Origin of the sequence: Streptomyces sp. NPDC052721, assembly GCF_040678315.1 — a bacterium.
Classification (GTDB): domain Bacteria; phylum Actinomycetota; class Actinomycetes; order Streptomycetales; family Streptomycetaceae; genus Streptomyces.
Genome location: NZ_JBFATL010000003.1, coordinates 267950 through 284703 on the forward strand (window position 1 = coordinate 267950; position 16754 = coordinate 284703).

Here is a 16754-nt window from a genome sequence, read left to right on the forward strand (position 1 = left end):
GGGTCACGTCGGCAGGGTCGTCACGGGGTGAGTGCGGCGAAGAGGTCCGGGATCAGCCCGGCGTTGGGATGGCTCAGGGGTACGGTCAACACCGGTTTCTCCACGCCCGCTCGGCAGACGTGGATCGCGCCGTTGTACGGCTGTGCAGCGCTGATCGACTCCCAGGGCAGGGAGAGCCGGGGTCTGGCACACGCGATGCCGGCCTGGTTCACCTGCACGCTGCCGCCGACCGTGACGGTCTGACCACGGCGGACCCGGGCGACCAGTTCGGTGAGCAACCGGGGCTCCAGGTACCGCCTGGCCAGGTTCACCAGGAACGTCCACTCCTCGGGCTGCTCGGCCCGGCGGCCCGCCTGGAAGAAGTGCACGCGGACCAGGGGTCCGCCGTGGTACGGGTACCTGCCCACCGCGAAGTCCCAGGTGCTGTCGTGGGTCTTCGGGTACAGGAACCGCTTGGTGGCGGTGTGGGTCGCGGTGTAACTGACCCACTCCACCTGGTCGAGCGCGAGCGTGTGCCTGCCGAAGGTGATGACCTGGGGGTCGGCGTAGAGACGTTTCCGGCGGACCTGTGTGTCGAGGACCGGAACCGGGCCGGGCTGCGCCGGCCTGGCCGGCACCGTCCGGTCCTGCCGGGGAGGGGACGGCCGCGTTGTCGCACCTGTGGCCTGCGGTGCCGTGCGGGTCGCGGCGCCGGCCCCGCCGACGTGTGCGGAGAGCCATGCCGGTGTGTGGGGGCGTGGGTAGGCGGCCAGGTCATCGCGGTAGTGTGCGGGCGCCAGCAGGTGGTCGTCGGGGAAGGGCTGGTCGCCGTAGTCGTACTCCGTGGTGATCCGGGCGTTCGTGCCGGCGCTGTGGCTGACGGTGAGCAGCAGGCGCCACCACGGGCCGGCCGGCATCCGCGCGGCGAGGTGTCGCTGCCGGCGGACCAGTACGGCGATCTGCTCGGGTACCCGGACCTCTGTACTCCGGTTCCCGGACCGGAACCGCAGCTGGGCCACCTCGCCGGAGACCGTGAAGGAGAAGGCCGCCACCAAGCGGTCCCACCCCGGCGGGCCGAGCAGGGCCAGCTGCTGGGCGATCGGGGCGATCAGCCGGGAAGCCCCGGCCGCGATCACCTCCTCGGCGGGGGGTTCGATGGTGAACGAGCCGATGCCCGCGGAGGCTTCCGACGCGGAGTCGAGCCGCATGACCTCGTCCCTGAGGTCGGCCATGAACCGTTCCTCGGCGGGCTCGCGGCGCACGTACGCCTCTTCGGCGGTGAACATGTCCTCCGCCTGCTGAGGAGGGATCGCGCTCGGTATCTCCTTGACCCGCCCGACGTCGCTCACCAGGAACACCGAGCGGCCCACCGGCATGTCCAGGAACGCCATCGGGTCGCTCTCGTCGACGTCCACCGGCGCGTACACGCTCCAGCCCGCTGCGAAGCGATCCGCCGCGAGCCCCTGGACGGGGTGGTCCAGGCGGCGTGCCCGGATGCGTTCCACGACCAGTGAGATCGCCTGTGCCGCGGTCATCCGCCCGCCCTCGGGCATCGGCACGTGGTCGAGCGGGTGGCCGGCCCGGCCGCCGGGGCCGGTACCGGCCGCCGACCGCCCCCGGTAGTGCTGCGTGAGGTCGAACCAGAGGCACACCTCCTCGGCCGTCTCGGCATCGACGTCGGCCGCGATCACCGACCAGGAGCCGCCGGCGTCCCGCCCGTACAGCGTGACCACGTCGCCGTCGTCCCGGCCGGCGACGACGTAGTCCGCCTCGTGGAGTTCGCCGAGTCCGGCCGCCTCGGCGAGCGTGGGCGCCGTGGAGCTGACACGCTGCCCGAACGGTTCCCCGCTCACGTCGATGGCGGTCAACACGTGAGCACCGTCCGGAGCCGGGGCGTACTCGTAGCCGACCGGGGGGCTGCCGTCCCAGGCCGGCTCCGGCCGGCACAGGGCATCGTGCCGGCGGCGTGTGTCCACGACGACGGCGGCGGGGGCGTGGGCGACGAGGACCGACCAGGTGCCGGTGGCGTCTCTGCCGTAGAGGGTGATGTCGTCGTGGCCGTGGCGGACCGAGACGTAGTCCGTCCGGTGTCTGTCGCCGTATTCGGCGGCCTCGCCGAGCGTGGGCGCCGTGGGGACGACGCGCTCCCCGAGCCGTTCGCCGCCGGCATCGGTGGCAGCCATCACGTAGCCGGTCATCAGTCCTGGCTCCTGTCGCTACGAGGATCAGGGGTGCGGAGACGCCACTCTAGTGGCTGACGATGCCGGCGCGCCGGTGTACGGAGTGCCACCGTTCCGGCCCAAACCCGGGCGCTCGTGGGCGAGTTGACCGCTCAGAGCCAGAACACGGCGGCAAGGGCGAGCAACGTGCCCAGGGCGAGGACGCCGCCGAGGATGCCGAACCCCAGGGCGATCGTCACGCTCGTGGGCCGGACCTCCCGCCAGCCCAGCTCCTGGGCCGCGCCACGGATCAGGCGGTGGCCCTCGGCGGAGGAGAAGGAGTACTCCGGTGTGCCGCCCAAGCTCCACGTCTTGGTGACGTACACGCTCCGGCCGGCGGACACGGTCTTCCCCAGGCGTACGCCGCCCGGGCCCGCCTCGTACTCGACGGTGCGGACGACGTCGGTCAGCGTGAAGCGCTTCTCCCGCGGGCGGAGCGCGACCCGGTAGGTGTGGACCTGACTGACCCGGTGCCGGGTCAGCAGCTCCCGCCACTGCGGGGTGTGGACATCGACGGTCAGGTCGAACCCCTCCGCCGTCCCCCGCAAGCGGTACGGCGTCCCCGCGGTGGCCGCCTCGACGCGGTCCCGCAACTCCTGGGCGGCGGCCCCGGTCCCCTCGGCGTCGGTCATGGGCAGGGACCGTACCAGTGCGCCGGTGTCAGACCTCACCGGTACCGTCGGATCATGGCTCAACAGGCGGGGACCCAGACCGGCGAACGGCGTCTTGCCGTGGTCGAAGGCGTGCTGGAGCGGATCACGTACGCCAATGAGGAGAACGGGTACACGGTGGCCCGGGTCGACACCGGCAGAGGCGCCGGGGATCTCCTCACCGTGGTCGGCGCGCTCCTCGGTGCCCAGGTCGGCGAATCCCTCCGGATGGAGGGCCGCTGGGGGTCGCATCCGCAGTACGGCAGACAGTTCCATGTCGAGAACTACACGACCGTGCTGCCCGCCACCGTCCAGGGCATCCGCCGCTATCTGGGGTCCGGGCTGGTCAAGGGCATCGGACCGGTCTTCGCCGACCGCATCACCCAGCACTTCGGCGTCGACACCCTGAGGGTCATCGAGGAGGAGCCCAAACGCCTCATCGAGGTCCCCGGCCTCGGCCCCAAACGCACCAAGAAGATCGCCGACGCCTGGGAGGAACAGAAGGCGATCAAGGAGGTCATGCTCTTCCTGCAGACCGTCGAGGTGTCCACCTCCATCGCCGTGCGGATCTACAAGAAGTACGGCGACGCGTCGATCTCCGTCGTGAAGGAGCGCCCCTACCAGCTCGCCGCCGACGTCTGGGGCATCGGCTTCCTCACCGCCGACAAGATCGCCCAGTCGGTCGGGATCCCGCACGACAGTCCCGAACGCGTGAAGGCCGGCCTGCAGTACGCGCTGTCCCAGTCCGCCGACCAGGGGCACTGTTTTCTGCCGGAGGAGCGGCTGATCGCCGATGCCGTGAAGCTGCTCCAGGTGGACACCGGACTGGTCATCGAGTGTCTGGGCGAACTGGGTCAGGTGCCGGAGGACGGAGGCGATCCGGGGGTCGTACGGGAGAGGGTGCCCGGGCCCGACGGCGGCGACGAGCCCGTCAGCGCCGTGTACCTCGTCCCCTTCCACCGTGCCGAACTCTCCCTCTCCGCCCAGCTGCTGCGCCTTCTGCGCACGGACCAGGACCGGATGCCGGGGTTCCGGGACGTCGACTGGGACAAGGCGCTCGGGTGGCTGCGATCCCGCACCGGCGCCGACCTCGCGCCCGAGCAGGAGGCGGCCGTGAAGCTCGCGCTGACCGAGAAGGTCGCCGTCCTCACCGGCGGGCCCGGCTGCGGCAAGTCGTTCACCGTGCGCTCGATCGTGGAGCTGGCCCGCGCCCGGCGTGCCAAGGTGCTGCTCGCCGCCCCGACCGGCCGGGCCGCCAAGCGGCTGGCCGAGCTGACCGGAGCCGAGGCCTCCACCGTGCACCGGCTGCTGGAGCTGAAGCCCGGCGGGGACGCCGCCTATGACCGGGACCGGCCGCTGGACGCCGACCTGGTGGTCGTGGACGAGGCCTCCATGCTGGACCTGCTGCTCGCCAACAAGCTCGTGAAGGCCGTACCGCCGGGGGCCCATCTGCTCTTCGTGGGGGACGTGGACCAGTTGCCCAGCGTGGGCGCGGGGGAGGTCCTCCGTGATCTGCTCGCCGACGGCAGTCCCGTCCCGGCCGTCCGGCTCACCCGGGTCTTCCGGCAGGCCCAGCAGTCCGGTGTCGTCTCCAACGCGCACCGGATCAACGCGGGGCAGCATCCGCTCACCGACGGGCTGAAGGACTTCTTCCTCTTCGTGGAGGACGATACGGAGGCCGCCGGCCGGCTCACCGTGGACGTGGCCGCGCGGCGGATTCCGGCCAAGTTCGGGCTGGACCCCCGCCGGGACGTGCAGGTGCTCGCGCCGATGCACCGGGGGCCGGTCGGTGCCGGCGCGCTCAACGGGCTGCTCCAGCAGGCCATCACGCCCGGACGGCCCGATCTGCCGGAGAAGCGGTTCGGTGGCCGGGTCTTCCGCGTCGGCGACAAGGTCACCCAGATTCGCAACAATTACGAGAAAGGCGAGAACGGTGTCTTCAACGGCACCGTGGGCGTCGTCACCTCGCTCGATCCGGTCGACCAGCGCCTGACCGTGCTGACGGACGAGGATGAGGAGGTTCCGTACGAATTCGACGAACTGGACGAACTGGCCCACGCGTACGCGGTGACCATTCACCGCTCACAGGGCAGTGAATATCCCGCCGTGGTGATTCCCGTCACCACGGGAGCATGGATGATGCTCCAGCGGAACCTGCTCTACACGGCGGTCACCCGTGCCCGGCAGCTGGTCGTCCTCGTCGGTTCACGCAAGGCGATCGGGCAGGCGGTGCGCACGGTGTCGGCCGGGCGGCGGTTCACGGCCCTCGACTTCAGGCTGGGGGTCCGAGCCCCGGGCGGCGACCCCTGAAGTCACGGTCGGTGGCCCTGAAGTCACCGTGGCGGGCCCGGAATCCGGGCTCACGGCAAAAATGATCGATCAAACGAGTCGTGAAGGTCACAGAGCACTTCCGGTTCCCCCTTCGAGGGGGCAGGATGAGCAGGTTGACGGCACTGAGTGCCGCCAATAGGCCCAATGGTCGACCCCGAGTGCACTCTCCTGAGCCAAATGGGGGATGGTAGAGACAGTCAGGGCACCTCGAAGATGAGGCACTACGTCGGTGAGGGAAGACGTGAGCGACAACTCTGTAGTACTGCGGTACGGCGACGGCGAGTACACCTACCCGGTGGTCGACAGCACCGTCGGTGACAAGGGCTTCGACATCGGGAAGCTCCGCGCCCAGACCGGTCTGGTGACTCTGGACAGCGGCTACGGCAACACCGCCGCCTACAAATCCGCGATCACCTACCTCGACGGCGAGGCGGGCATCCTCCGCTACCGCGGCTACCCCATCGAGCAGCTGGCCGAGCGCTCCACCTTCCTTGAGGTGGCGTACCTGCTGATCAACGGCGAGCTGCCCACCGTCGACCAGCTGACGGCGTTCAAGAACGACATCACGCGGCACACGCTGCTGCACGAGGACGTCAAGAACTTCTACAAGGGCTTCCCGCGCGACGCCCACCCGATGGCCATGCTGTCCTCGGTCGTCTCGGCGCTGTCCACCTTCTACCAGGACAGCCACAACCCGTTCGACGAGACGCAGCGCGACCTCTCCACGATCCGGCTGCTCGCCAAGCTCCCGACGATCGCGGCGTACGCGTACAAGAAGTCGATCGGCCACCCGTTCGTCTACCCGCGCAACGACCTCGGTTACGTCGAGAACTTCCTGCGCATGACCTTCTCGGTGCCGGCGCAGGAGTTCGAGCTGGACCCGGTCGTCGTCGCCGCGCTGGACAAGCTGCTGATCCTGCACGCCGACCACGAGCAGAACTGTTCGACCTCCACGGTCCGCCTGGTCGGCTCCTCGCAGGCCAACATGTTCGCGTCGATCTCGGCCGGCATCAGCGCCCTGTGGGGCCCGCTGCACGGCGGTGCCAACCAGTCCGTGCTGGAGATGCTGGAGGGCATCCGCGACTCGGGCTCCGACGTCGACACCTTCATCCGCAAGGTGAAGAACAAGGAGGACGGCGTCCGTCTGATGGGCTTCGGCCACCGGGTCTACAAGAACTTCGACCCGCGTGCCAAAATCATCAAGGCCGCCGCGCACGACGTGCTCTCCGCGCTGGGCAAGGAGGACGAACTCCTCGACATCGCCCTCAAGCTGGAGGAGCACGCGCTGTCCGACGACTACTTCGTCGAGCGCAAGCTGTACCCGAACGTGGACTTCTACACCGGTCTGATCTACCGCGCCATGGGCTTCCCGACCGAGATGTTCACGGTCCTGTTCGCGCTCGGCCGCCTGCCGGGCTGGATCGCCCAGTGGACCGAGATGATCAAGGAGCCGGGCTCCCGCATCGGCCGCCCGCGCCAGATCTACACGGGCGTGGTGGAGCGCGACTTCGTGCCGGTCGAGGAGCGCTGACACCTGCCGGTGAGGGGCGCCGCTGGGGTGGCGTCCCGTTGCCGGTTCGTGCGGACCCCCCGGCCCCCGGCCGCGCTGAACCCACTGGGTGCAGGGGCCTGTCCGTCCGGGCAGGCCCTGAGCCGGTGGTGAGAACAGAAAAAGCGGAAGGCGCCCCGAGACGCCGGTCCCCCCACGGGCCGACGACCAGGGCGCCTTCCCATGTCCCGGTGCGGATTCCCCCCACGGGATCCGGCCGGGCGCTCGGAGAGGACAGCGCCTGAATCGCTGTCTGTGAGCAGAACGAGCAAAACTCGGCCTGCTCCAGTGATGCGGTGCGATCTGCCGGGACAACGCACGCCGGAAGGGCCGCTCAAAGCTTCCCGGTGTACGTGCCCCGGCAACGCATCTCTGAGGAAGTCCCCCAAGACATCCCCAGATGCCAGTCAGCGCCCCCCAAGACGCTGGTCCGACATCGCCAACTTAGACCTTCGAACCCCTTCGATGGTTACGTTCGCATCACTGTGATCTGCGTCTCTTGCATATGTCCTTTAGGTGCGCAAGAGCCCCGATACGGCGATCGGGGCTCAAGCGTAAGGATGATGCGCGAGCCTTGTGAAGAGCTTATGTGAGGCTCGCGCCGGACTCTAGGGGGACCGGTACATCCGCCCCGGCAATTGCCGCCGCCTCACCGGAAGGCCCGCAGCCGCAGACTGTTGGTCACCACGAACACCGAGGAGAAGGCCATCGCCGCCCCCGCGATCATCGGGTTGAGCAGCCCCGCGGCGGCCAGCGGCAGCGCGGCGACGTTGTAGCCGAAGGCCCACACCAGGTTGCCCTTGATGGTGGCCAGCGTCCGCCGGGACAGCCGGATCGCGTCCGCGGCGACCCGCAGATCCCCGCGCACCAGCGTCAGATCGCCGGCCTCGATCGCCGCGTCCGTGCCGGTACCCATGGCCAGTCCCAGGTCCGCCGTGGCGAGCGCGGCGGCGTCGTTCACGCCGTCGCCGACCATGGCCACGGACCGCCCTTCGCGCTGGAGCCGTCGTACGACGTCCACCTTGTCCTCGGGCAGCACTTCGGCGAAGACGTGCGCGGAGTCGATGCCGACCGTGCGCGCGACCGCCTCGGCGACGGTCCGGTTGTCCCCGGTGAGCAGCACCGGCGTCAGCCCCAGCGCGCGCAGCCCGCGGACCGCCTCGGCGCTGGTCTCCTTGACCGCGTCGGCGACGGCGAGGACCCCGCGGGCCCGCCCGTCCCAGCCCGCCGCGACGGCCGTACGACCCTCCCGCTCGGCCTCGCGGGCCGCGCGGGCCAACTCCTGCGGGAGGTCGTCGTAGAGGCGCCCCACGGCCACCTCGCGGCCGTCCACGCGCCCGCGTACGCCCCGACCGGGCACGTTCTCGAAGTGTTCGACCGGCGGGAGCGCGCCGGCCCGTTCCTCGGCGCCGGCGGCGATCGCGCGGGCCACGGGGTGCTCGGAGGCGTGTTCCAGGGCGCCCGCGAGCCGCAGCAGCTCCTTCTCGTCCTCGCCGTCGGCGACGTACACGGCCTGCAGGCTCATCCGGCCGGTGGTGACCGTGCCGGTCTTGTCCAGGACGACCGTGTCCACCCGGCGCGTGGACTCCAGTACCTCGGGACCCTTGATCAGGATGCCGAGCTGGGCGCCGCGCCCGGTGCCGACCATCAGCGCGGTCGGGGTGGCCAGGCCCAGCGCGCAGGGGCAGGCGATGATCAGGACGGCGACGGCGGCGGTGAACGCGGCCACGGTGTCACCGGTGACGCCCAGCCAGACGCCGAAGGTGCCGAGTGCGATGAGGATGACCACGGGGACGAAGACGGCGGAGATCCGGTCGGCGAGCCGCTGCACCTCGGCCTTGCCGTTCTGCGCGTCCTCGACCAGCTTGGCCATCCGGGCGAGCTGGGTGTCCGCGCCGACCCGGGTGGCCTCCACGACCAGCCGGCCGCCCGCGTTGACCGTGGCGCCGGTGACCCGGTCGCCGGGGCCGACGTCCACCGGCACCGACTCGCCGGTCAGCATGGAGGCGTCCACCGCGGAGACGCCCTCCACGACCGTGCCGTCGGTGGCGATCTTCTCGCCGGGCCGGACGACGAACCGGTCGCCGACGGCCAGGGACGACACCGGTGTCCGTACCTCGCGGCCCTCCCGCAGCACCGCCACGTCCTTCGCGCCCAGCTCCATCAGGGCCTTCAGCGCGGCGCCCGCGCGGCGCTTGGAGCGCGCCTCCAGATAGCGGCCGAGCAGGATCAGCGCGACGACTCCGGCGGCCACCTCCAGGTAGATCGTGGAGGCGCCGTCCATGCGGGAGACGGTGAACCGGAACTCGTCGTGCGTGCCGGGCATGCCCGCGTCGCCGAAGAACAGCGCCCACAGCGACCACCCGAACGCGGCCAGCGTGCCCACCGAGACGAGGGTGTCCATGGTGGCGGCGCCGTGCCGGAGGTTGGTCCAGGCGGCCCGGTGGAAGGGAGCGCCGCCCCAGACGACGACCGGCGCGGCGAGGGTCAGCGAGAGCCACTGCCAGTTGTCGAACTGGAGCGCCGGGATCATCGAGAGCAGGACCACGGGGGCGGCGAGCAGCGCGGAGACGAGCAGGCGGTGGCGCAGGGCGCCCAGTTCGGCGTCCGGTGCGGGGGTTTCCGGTTCCGTTTCGGGTGCGGGCCGCGGTGGTGGGGGCTCCTCGGCGGTGTAGCCGGTCTTCTCCACGGTGGCGATCAGGTCGGCGACCTGGACACCGTCGGCGAAGGTGACCTTGGCCTTCTCGGTGGCGAAGTTGACGGTGGCGCTGACGCCGTCCATCCGGTTGAGTTTCTTCTCCACCCGGGCGGCGCAGGAGGCGCAGGTCATTCCGCCGATGAGCAGCTCGACCTCGGAGGCGGTGCCCGTGGCCGCGGCTGTGCCCGCGGCTTCTGCGGTGGTGGTGGTCATGTCCGGACTCCAGACATCGGACCGCGCCGTACGGATCCAGTATCAGCTGGTCGGCACGGCCCGGTCGGGGAAACGGAGGGTCTTCCTCAGGCCTGGCCGGCCAGCTCGAAACCGGCCTCGTCCACGGCGGCGCGCACGGCCTCCTCGTCCAGCGGGGCCTCGGAGACGACGGTCACCTCGCCGGTCGACGCGACGGCCTTCACCGAGCTGACGCCCGGGATCTGGGAGATCTCGCCGGAGACGGAGCCCTCGCAGTGGCCACAGCTCATGCCGGTCACCTTGTAGACGGTGGTGACGGGGCCCGTGGTGTCGGTCTGAGCGGTCATGTCGTTTCTCCTCGTCGAGGCATCTGGGGCCGATGGGGTCGGCGGAGGCGGTCGAGGCCACGGAGGAACCCCATCTCTTCTCACACTATACCCCTAGGGGGTATTACTCCAACGGGGTCCCCCCTCGTGTTCCCGGTTCCGTGTCACGTGGGGCCGAGCCGGTCGCCCACCAGACGCACGAGCGGTCTGATCACGGTTCGGCGGCCCCCGGAACGTCTAGCCTTCGCGCAGGTTCCCGAAAGGAGCACGCATGCGAGCCGTGATGTTCGAGGAGTACGGAAAGCCGGCCGAGGTGCGGGACGTACCCGACCCGGAGCCCGCGGAACACGGCGTGGTCGTCCGGGTCGAGGCCACCGGCCTCTGCCGCAGCGACTGGCACGGCTGGATGGGCCACGACCCGGACATCACGTTGCCGCACGTGCCGGGGCATGAACTCGCCGGTGTGGTCGAGGCGGTGGGCGCGCGGGTGACCGGCCGGCGGCCCGGCGACCGGGTCACCGTGCCGTTCGTCTGCGCCTGCGGCAGCTGCCCGTCCTGCGCGGCGGGCGACCAGCAGGTGTGCGAGCGGCAGACCCAGCCCGGCTTCCACCACTGGGGCTCCTTCGCCGAGTACGTCGCGCTCGACCACGCCGACGTCAATCTCGTCGCGCTGCCGGACGACATGACGTACGCCACCGCCGCCGCCCTCGGCTGCCGCTTCGCCACCGCGTTCCGGGCCGTGGTCCAGCAGGGCCGGGTGGCGGCCGGGGAGTGGGTCGCGGTGCACGGCTGCGGCGGGGTCGGCCTGTCGGCGGTGATGATCGCGGCGGCCTCGGGGGCCCGGGTGGTCGCCGTCGACGTGTCACCCCGAGCGCTGGAGCTGGCGCGGACGTTCGGTGCCGCCGCATGCCTGGACGCCACCGGCGTGTCCGACCCGGCCGCCGCCGTCCGGGAGCTGACCGGCGGCGGTGCCCACCTCTCCCTCGACGCCCTCGGCTCGCCCGCCACCTGCGCGGCCTCCGTGAACGGTCTGCGCCGCCGCGGCCGGCACGTCCAGGTCGGCCTGCTGCCCTCGCCCGACGGCACCACCCCGGTCCCGCTGGCCCGCGCCACAGCCCTGGAACTGGAACTCCTCGGCAGCCACGGCATGGCCGCCCACGCCTATCCCGGCATGCTCCATCTGGTCCGCTCCGGCGTCCTGCGCCCGGACCTCCTGGTGACCCGGACGATCACGCTCGACGCGGCACCCGATGCCCTCGCGGCGATGGACACGGCGCCGGGCGCGGGCGTCACGGTCATCGAGCCCTGGAGCTGAGAGCCAGGCGCCCACCACCGCTTCCCCCGGGCCCCCGCTGCCCGGCACCGTGTCCGCCGAGCACGTCAGTCCTCTCTGCGGCCGCGGTTGCCGGGGCGGGAGGCGACCCAGGCGCGGACGGTGTCGGCGTACCAGAAGGGCTTGCCGCCCTCGACGTGGTCGGGCGGGGGCAGCAGCCCGTGTTTGCGGTAGGACCGGACGGTGTCCGGCTGCACCCGGATGTGCGCCGCGATCTCCTTGTAGGACCAGAGCCTTCGGTCGGCCATGCGTTGCACCTCCCCGCGCGCACCGCGGCGGCGGCCGGGACGGGTCGCCGGGGGGACCGGGCGCTGCGCTGTTCACAAGCCTGTGTCCGGTGAACGACACATGGTGACCAACGGGGTCGCCCTGTCGATCGGGTGTGACCGGGAACCCGCGTACACGTGACATGTGTGACAGGACGGAGGTCTTTGTGACACAGCAGCCATAAACCGCCCCTCCTGCCGCACCGCCGGAGGGGAACTGGTCCGAATGTCTGGACAAAACATTGACATGGCTCGGCATGCGGGACTAGAAAGCCGGGGAGAGCCATGACGAAGGGAAGCCGATGGCCTACGACCTGATCACCATGGGGCGGATCGGAGTGGACCTCTACCCGCTGCAGACCGGTGTCCCGCTCGCCCAGGTGTCGTCCTTCGGCAAGTTCCTCGGCGGGTCGGCGACGAACGTCGCGGTCGCAGCGGCCCGCCTCGGCCGGCGCACCGCGGTGATCACCCGCACCGGCGACGACCCGTTCGGCACCTACCTCCACGAGGCCCTGCGCGGCTTCGGCGTCGACGACCGCTGGGTCACCCCCGTCCCCGGCCTGCCGACTCCCGTCACCTTCTGCGAGGTCTTCCCGCCGGACGACTTCCCGCTCTACTTCTACCGCCGGCCCAAGGCCCCCGACCTGGAGATCGACGCCCACGAGCTGGACCTGGACGCCGTCCGCGAGGCCCGGATCTTCTGGGTCACCGGCACCGGCCTGAGCGAGGAGCCGAGCCGTACGGCGACTCTCGCGGCCCTCGCCCACCGGGCCAAGGCGGGCATCACCGTCTTCGATCTCGACTGGCGCCCCATGTTCTGGTCGGATCCCGGCACCGCCCGCCCCTTCTATGCCGAGGCCCTGCGCCACACCACCGTCGCCGTCGGCAACCTGGACGAGGTGGAGGTCGCGACCGGAGTGCGCGAGCCGCATGCCGCCGCCCGCGCCCTGCTGGACGCAGGTGTCGAGCTGGCCGTCGTCAAGCAGGGGCCCAAGGGGGTCCTCGCCGTCAACCAGAAGGGCGAGTCCGCCGAGGTCCCGCCCCTGCCCGTCACCGTCCTGAACGGACTCGGCGCCGGGGACGCCTTCGGCGGCTCCCTCTGCCACGGCCTGCTGGCCGGCTGGGACCTGGAGACGATCATGCGGCACGCCAACGCGGCCGGTGCCATCGTCGCCTCCCGGCTGGAGTGCTCCTCCGCGATGCCGACCCCGGACGAGGTGGCCGCCGCGCTCGACGCCGGAGCGGTGCTGTGAGGGCCGGCCGCGTCACGGGCGCGCACCCCGAGGGCGGAACCGCCCCCGGCCCCGAAGGCGCCGGGCACGCTCCCCGCGAGGGTTCCCCGGCGCCCGGTGCCGATTCCCCCGCGTCCGCTCCCCGGGGAGGCGCCGCGCCCTCCCGCCCCGGCCCCACCGCCACCACTCCACGCGAGGGTTCCGCACCCTCCGGTGCCGATTCCCCCGCGACCCCTCCCCGCGAGGCCACCGCGAATGCACCTCGCGAAGGCTCCGCGACCCCTTCCCCCGAAGGCACCGCACCCTCCCGTCCCGACGCCACCCCGACCGCCCCCCGCCAAGGCGCCGCAGGCCAAGGCACCGCAGGCACCCCGTGCCACCGTGTCGACGTGGCCGAGCTCGTCCGGATCCGCACCCGGCATCCGGAGGCGATCGCGGAGGCCGCCGCCCGTCGGGCCCGCAGGCCGCTGCTGAACGAGAACGGGCGGCTGATGATCGTCGCCGCGGACCACCCGGCCCGTGGCGCGCTCGGCGTCGGCGACCGCAAGCTCGCTATGGCGAACCGCGCCGACCTGCTCGAACGCCTCTGCCTCGCGCTGTCCCGGCCCGGCGTCGACGGCGTCCTCGCCACCGCCGACATCCTGGACGACCTGCTCCTCCTCGGCGCCCTGGACCACAAGGTCGTCATGGGTTCCATGAACCGCGGCGGTCTGCAAGGGTCCAGCTTCGAGCTGGACGACCGGTTCACCGGCCACCGCCCGCAGGACATCGAGCGCCTCGGCTTCGACGCGGGCAAACTGCTGCTGCGCGTCGACTACAGCGACCCGGGCTCCCTGACCACCCTGGAGTCCACCGCCCGCGTCATCGACGCCATGGCCGAGCGCCGGCTGCCGGTGTTCGTGGAGCCGTTCATCAGCCGCCGTACCCGTGCCGGAAAGGTGACGAACGACCTGTCCGCCGAGGCGGTCACCCGGTCCATCGCCATCGCCTCCGGCCTCGGCGGCTCCTCCGCCTACACCTGGCTGAAGGTGCCGGTCACCGAGAACCCCGACGACATGGCCCGGGTGATGGAGACCTCCACGCTGCCCGCCGTGCTGCTCGGCGGGGACATCGGCGACTCGCCCGAGGACCAGGTCGCCGCCTACGAGAAGTGGCGCGGCGCGCTCCAACTCCCCACCGTGCGCGGCCTGGTGGTCGGCCGCTCGCTGCTGTACCCGGCGGACGGCGATGTGGCCGCCGCCGTGGACACCGCCGTAGGACTGCTGTGAGGGCCGCATGACCAGCACCGACCTGCATCTGCCCCGGGGCGCCACCGCGAATCCCCCGTACGCCGTCGACATCGATCCCAAGGTGGCCGGCTGGACACACAGCAGCCTGCGTGTCGTCGAGCTGGCGCCCGGTGGCAGCCATACGTTCACCACTGGGGACAGTGAGTGGATCGTGCTTCCGCTGGAAGGCGGATGTACCGTACATATGGAGCATGACGAGTTCCAACTCCTGGGCCGGGAGAGCGTGTTCGCGGATGTCTCCGACTTCGCGTACGTGCCCCGGGACGCCCGGGTCCTGATCGCCTCCGGCGCGGGAGGCCGCTTCGCCCTGGCAGGAGCGAAGTGCGAGCGACGACTCCCCGCCCGCTACGGCCCCGCGCCGGAGGTCCCCGTCGAGGAGCGCGGCAGCGGCACCTGCTCGCGCCGGGTGCGCAACTTCGCCTCCGCCGACTCCTTCGAGTGCGACAAGCTGATCGCCGTAGAGGTGATCACGCCGGGCGGCCACTGGTCCTCGTACCCGCCGCACAAGCACGACGAGCACCGGCCGGGCGAGGAGTCCGAGCTGGAGGAGATCTACTACTTCGAGATCGACGGCCCGAACGGGCTCGGCTACCAGCGGGTGTTCCCCTCCCGCGAGGGCGGTGCCGACGTCCTCGCCGAGGTCCGCTCGGGCGATGCCGTCCTCGTCCCCGACGGCTGGCACGGCCCGTCCATCGCCCAGCCCGGACACGACATGTACTACCTGAACGTCATGGCGGGCCCGGGCGGGACCCGGGAATGGCGGATCTGTTTCCACCCCGACCACGTAGAAAGCACAGGGGGATACCGATGACGATCCGGCTGACCGTCGCCCAGGCGCTCGTCCGCTTCCTCGCCGCCCAGTACACCGAGCGGGACGGCGAACGGCAGCGGCTGATCGGCGCCACCTGGGGCATCTTCGGGCACGGCAACGTCGCCGGCATCGGCCAGGCACTGGTCGAGTACGCGGACGTGATGCCGTATCACCAGGGCCGCAACGAACAGTCCATGGTGCACGCGGCGGTCGGCTACGCCCGCCAGTCGAACCGCCTGTCCACGCACGCGGTCACGACGTCGATCGGCCCCGGCGCGACGAACCTCGTCACCGGCGCCGCCCTCGCGACCATCAACCACCTCCCGGTGCTGCTCCTGCCCGGTGACGTCTTCGCCACGCGCCCCGCCGACCCGGTCCTCCAGCAGCTGGAGCTGCCGTACGCGGGCGATGTGTCGGTCAACGACACCCTGCGCCCGGTGTCGAAGTACTTCGACCGCGTCACCCGTCCGGAGGCCCTGATCCCGAGCGCGCTCCAGGCCATGCGGGTCCTCACCGACCCCGTGGAGACCGGCGCGGTCACGCTCGCCCTGCCGCAGGACGTGCAGGCGGAGGCCTTCGACTGGCCGGAGGAGTTCTTCTCGACGCGCGTGTGGACCGTACGGCGGCCGGGCGCGGACCCGGCCGAGCTGGCCGAGGCGATCCGGGCCATCCGCGCGGCGCGCCGGCCCCTCGTCATCGCCGGCGGCGGGGTCCACCACAGCCGCGCCGAGGAGGCCCTCGCGGAGTTCGCGGCGGCGACCCGCATCCCGGTCGCCTCCACCCAGGCCGGCAAGGGCTCACTGCGGTACGACCATCCGCAGGACGTCGGCGGGATCGGCCACACCGGCACCGCGACCGCCGACGAGCTGGCCCGCACCGCCGACCTGGTGATCGGCGTCGGCACCCGCTACACCGACTTCACCACCGCCTCCGGCACCCTCTTCGAGAACCCGGACGTCCGCTTCCTGAACCTCAACATCGCGCCCTTCGACGGCCACAAGCTGGCCGCACTCCCGCTGATCGCCGACGCCCGCAGCGGCCTGGAGGAGCTGACCGAGCGGCTGCAGATGCACGGCCACCGGGCCGCCGACTCCTACGTCAGCGAGTACACCGAGGACAAGGAGCGCTGGGAGCAGCGCGTCGACGCCTGCTTCGAGGCCGACGAGATCGACGCCCGGCCGACCCAGCCGCAGGTCATCGGTGCCCTGGACGCGCTGGTGGACGAGTCGGACGTCATCATCAACGCGGCCGGCTCGCTCCCGGGCGACCTGCACAAGCTGTGGCGGACGCGGTCGGTGGACCAGTACCACCTGGAGTACGGCTACTCCTGCATGGGCTACGAGATCCCGGCCGCCCTCGGGGTGAAGCTCGCCGCGCCCGAGCGGAACGTGTGGGCGCTGGTCGGCGACGGCACCTATCTGATGATGCCGACGGAGATCGTGACCGCCGTTCAGGAAGGCATCGCGATCAAGATCCTGCTGGTGCAGAACCACGGGTACGCCTCGATCGGCGGGCTCTCGGAGTCGGTGGGCGGCGAGCGGTTCGGCACGGCCTACCGCTACACCGCCGAGGACGGCACCTTCACCGGCGCCCCGCTCCCCGTCGACCTCGCCGCCAACGCGGCCAGCCTCGGCATGCGGGTGCTGCGCGCGAAGACCGTACGGGACCTGCGCGCGGCGCTCGCGGAGGCGCGCGCGGCCGACACTCCCACATGTGTCTACGTGGAGACGGAAACGTCCGACACTGTGTCGGGGGCGCCTCCGGCGCAGGCCTGGTGGGATGTTCCTGTGGCCGAGACCGCGACCCGACCGTCCGCGGTGAAGGCACGTGAGCTGTACGAACGGCACGTCTCGACCCGACGCCGCCATCTGTGAGAAGG

At 71.3% G+C, this 16754-nt stretch carries 12 protein-coding genes; 7 read left to right on the forward strand and 5 right to left on the reverse strand.

Annotated features, from left to right (window positions below):
* Nucleotides 1-20: 20 nt before the first annotated feature.
* Both AB0L21_RS04970 and AB0L21_RS04975 read right to left on the reverse strand, forming a co-directional pair.
* Entirely contained in the window at nucleotides 21-2177 is a 2157-nt protein-coding gene (locus AB0L21_RS04970) for a hypothetical protein (protein ID WP_365782270.1), read from the reverse strand.
* 134 nt (nucleotides 2178-2311) lie between these two features.
* Nucleotides 2312-2830 carry a hypothetical protein gene (locus AB0L21_RS04975; protein ID WP_365699719.1) on the reverse strand — a complete coding sequence of 173 codons (519 nt, stop codon included), beginning with the start codon at nucleotides 2828-2830 and terminating at the stop codon, nucleotides 2312-2314.
* Nucleotides 2831-2884: 54 nt separating this feature from the next.
* Here AB0L21_RS04975 and AB0L21_RS04980 point away from each other — a divergent pair, with 54 nt between their 5' ends.
* On the forward strand, nucleotides 2885-5158 hold the full coding sequence (locus AB0L21_RS04980) for an ATP-dependent RecD-like DNA helicase (protein WP_365782272.1): 2274 nt from the start codon (nucleotides 2885-2887) through the stop codon (nucleotides 5156-5158).
* 262 nt (nucleotides 5159-5420) lie between these two features.
* Nucleotides 5421-6710, forward strand: a complete 1290-nt coding sequence (locus AB0L21_RS04985; RefSeq protein ID WP_103810266.1) for a citrate synthase — start codon at nucleotides 5421-5423, stop codon at nucleotides 6708-6710.
* A 667-nt stretch (nucleotides 6711-7377) separates the two neighbouring features.
* Here AB0L21_RS04985 and AB0L21_RS04990 read toward each other — a convergent pair.
* Both AB0L21_RS04990 and AB0L21_RS04995 read right to left on the reverse strand, forming a co-directional pair.
* Nucleotides 7378-9639: a heavy metal translocating P-type ATPase gene (locus AB0L21_RS04990; RefSeq protein WP_365782274.1), complete on the reverse strand. Its 2262-nt coding sequence runs from the start codon at nucleotides 9637-9639 to the stop codon at nucleotides 7378-7380.
* 86 nt (nucleotides 9640-9725) lie between these two features.
* Nucleotides 9726-9965 (reverse strand): heavy-metal-associated domain-containing protein, encoded by a 240-nt coding sequence (locus AB0L21_RS04995; protein ID WP_103810267.1) that lies wholly within the window; start codon nucleotides 9963-9965, stop codon nucleotides 9726-9728.
* A 250-nt stretch (nucleotides 9966-10215) separates the two neighbouring features.
* Between AB0L21_RS04995 and AB0L21_RS05000 the strand changes: the two genes are divergently transcribed.
* Nucleotides 10216-11259 (forward strand): zinc-dependent alcohol dehydrogenase family protein, encoded by a 1044-nt coding sequence (locus tag AB0L21_RS05000; protein ID WP_365699726.1) that lies wholly within the window; start codon nucleotides 10216-10218, stop codon nucleotides 11257-11259.
* Nucleotides 11260-11324: 65 nt separating this feature from the next.
* Here AB0L21_RS05000 and AB0L21_RS05005 read toward each other — a convergent pair whose 3' ends face one another.
* A complete protein-coding gene (locus AB0L21_RS05005; protein ID WP_014672835.1) occupies nucleotides 11325-11525 on the reverse strand; it encodes a MerR family transcriptional regulator in 201 nt (66 codons plus the stop codon).
* 320 nt (nucleotides 11526-11845) lie between these two features.
* Here AB0L21_RS05005 and iolC point away from each other — a divergent pair, with 320 nt between their 5' ends.
* The 4 genes from iolC (at nucleotide 11846) to iolD (ending at nucleotide 16749) form a co-directional block, all read left to right on the forward strand.
* Entirely contained in the window at nucleotides 11846-12796 is a 951-nt protein-coding gene (iolC, locus tag AB0L21_RS05010) for a 5-dehydro-2-deoxygluconokinase (RefSeq protein ID WP_365699729.1), read from the forward strand.
* 368 nt (nucleotides 12797-13164) lie between these two features.
* Nucleotides 13165-14043 carry a deoxyribose-phosphate aldolase gene (locus AB0L21_RS05015; protein WP_365699731.1) on the forward strand — a complete coding sequence of 293 codons (879 nt, stop codon included), beginning with the start codon at nucleotides 13165-13167 and terminating at the stop codon, nucleotides 14041-14043.
* A 7-nt stretch (nucleotides 14044-14050) separates the two neighbouring features.
* Complete coding sequence (iolB, locus tag AB0L21_RS05020) at nucleotides 14051-14875, forward strand: 5-deoxy-glucuronate isomerase (protein WP_365782276.1); 825 nt, start codon at nucleotides 14051-14053, stop codon at nucleotides 14873-14875.
* Nucleotides 14872-16749: a 3D-(3,5/4)-trihydroxycyclohexane-1,2-dione acylhydrolase (decyclizing) gene (gene iolD / locus AB0L21_RS05025; protein WP_365782278.1), complete on the forward strand. Its 1878-nt coding sequence runs from the start codon at nucleotides 14872-14874 to the stop codon at nucleotides 16747-16749. Before iolB ends, iolD begins: the two co-directional genes overlap by 4 nt.
* The last annotated feature ends 5 nt before the right edge of the window (nucleotides 16750-16754 follow it).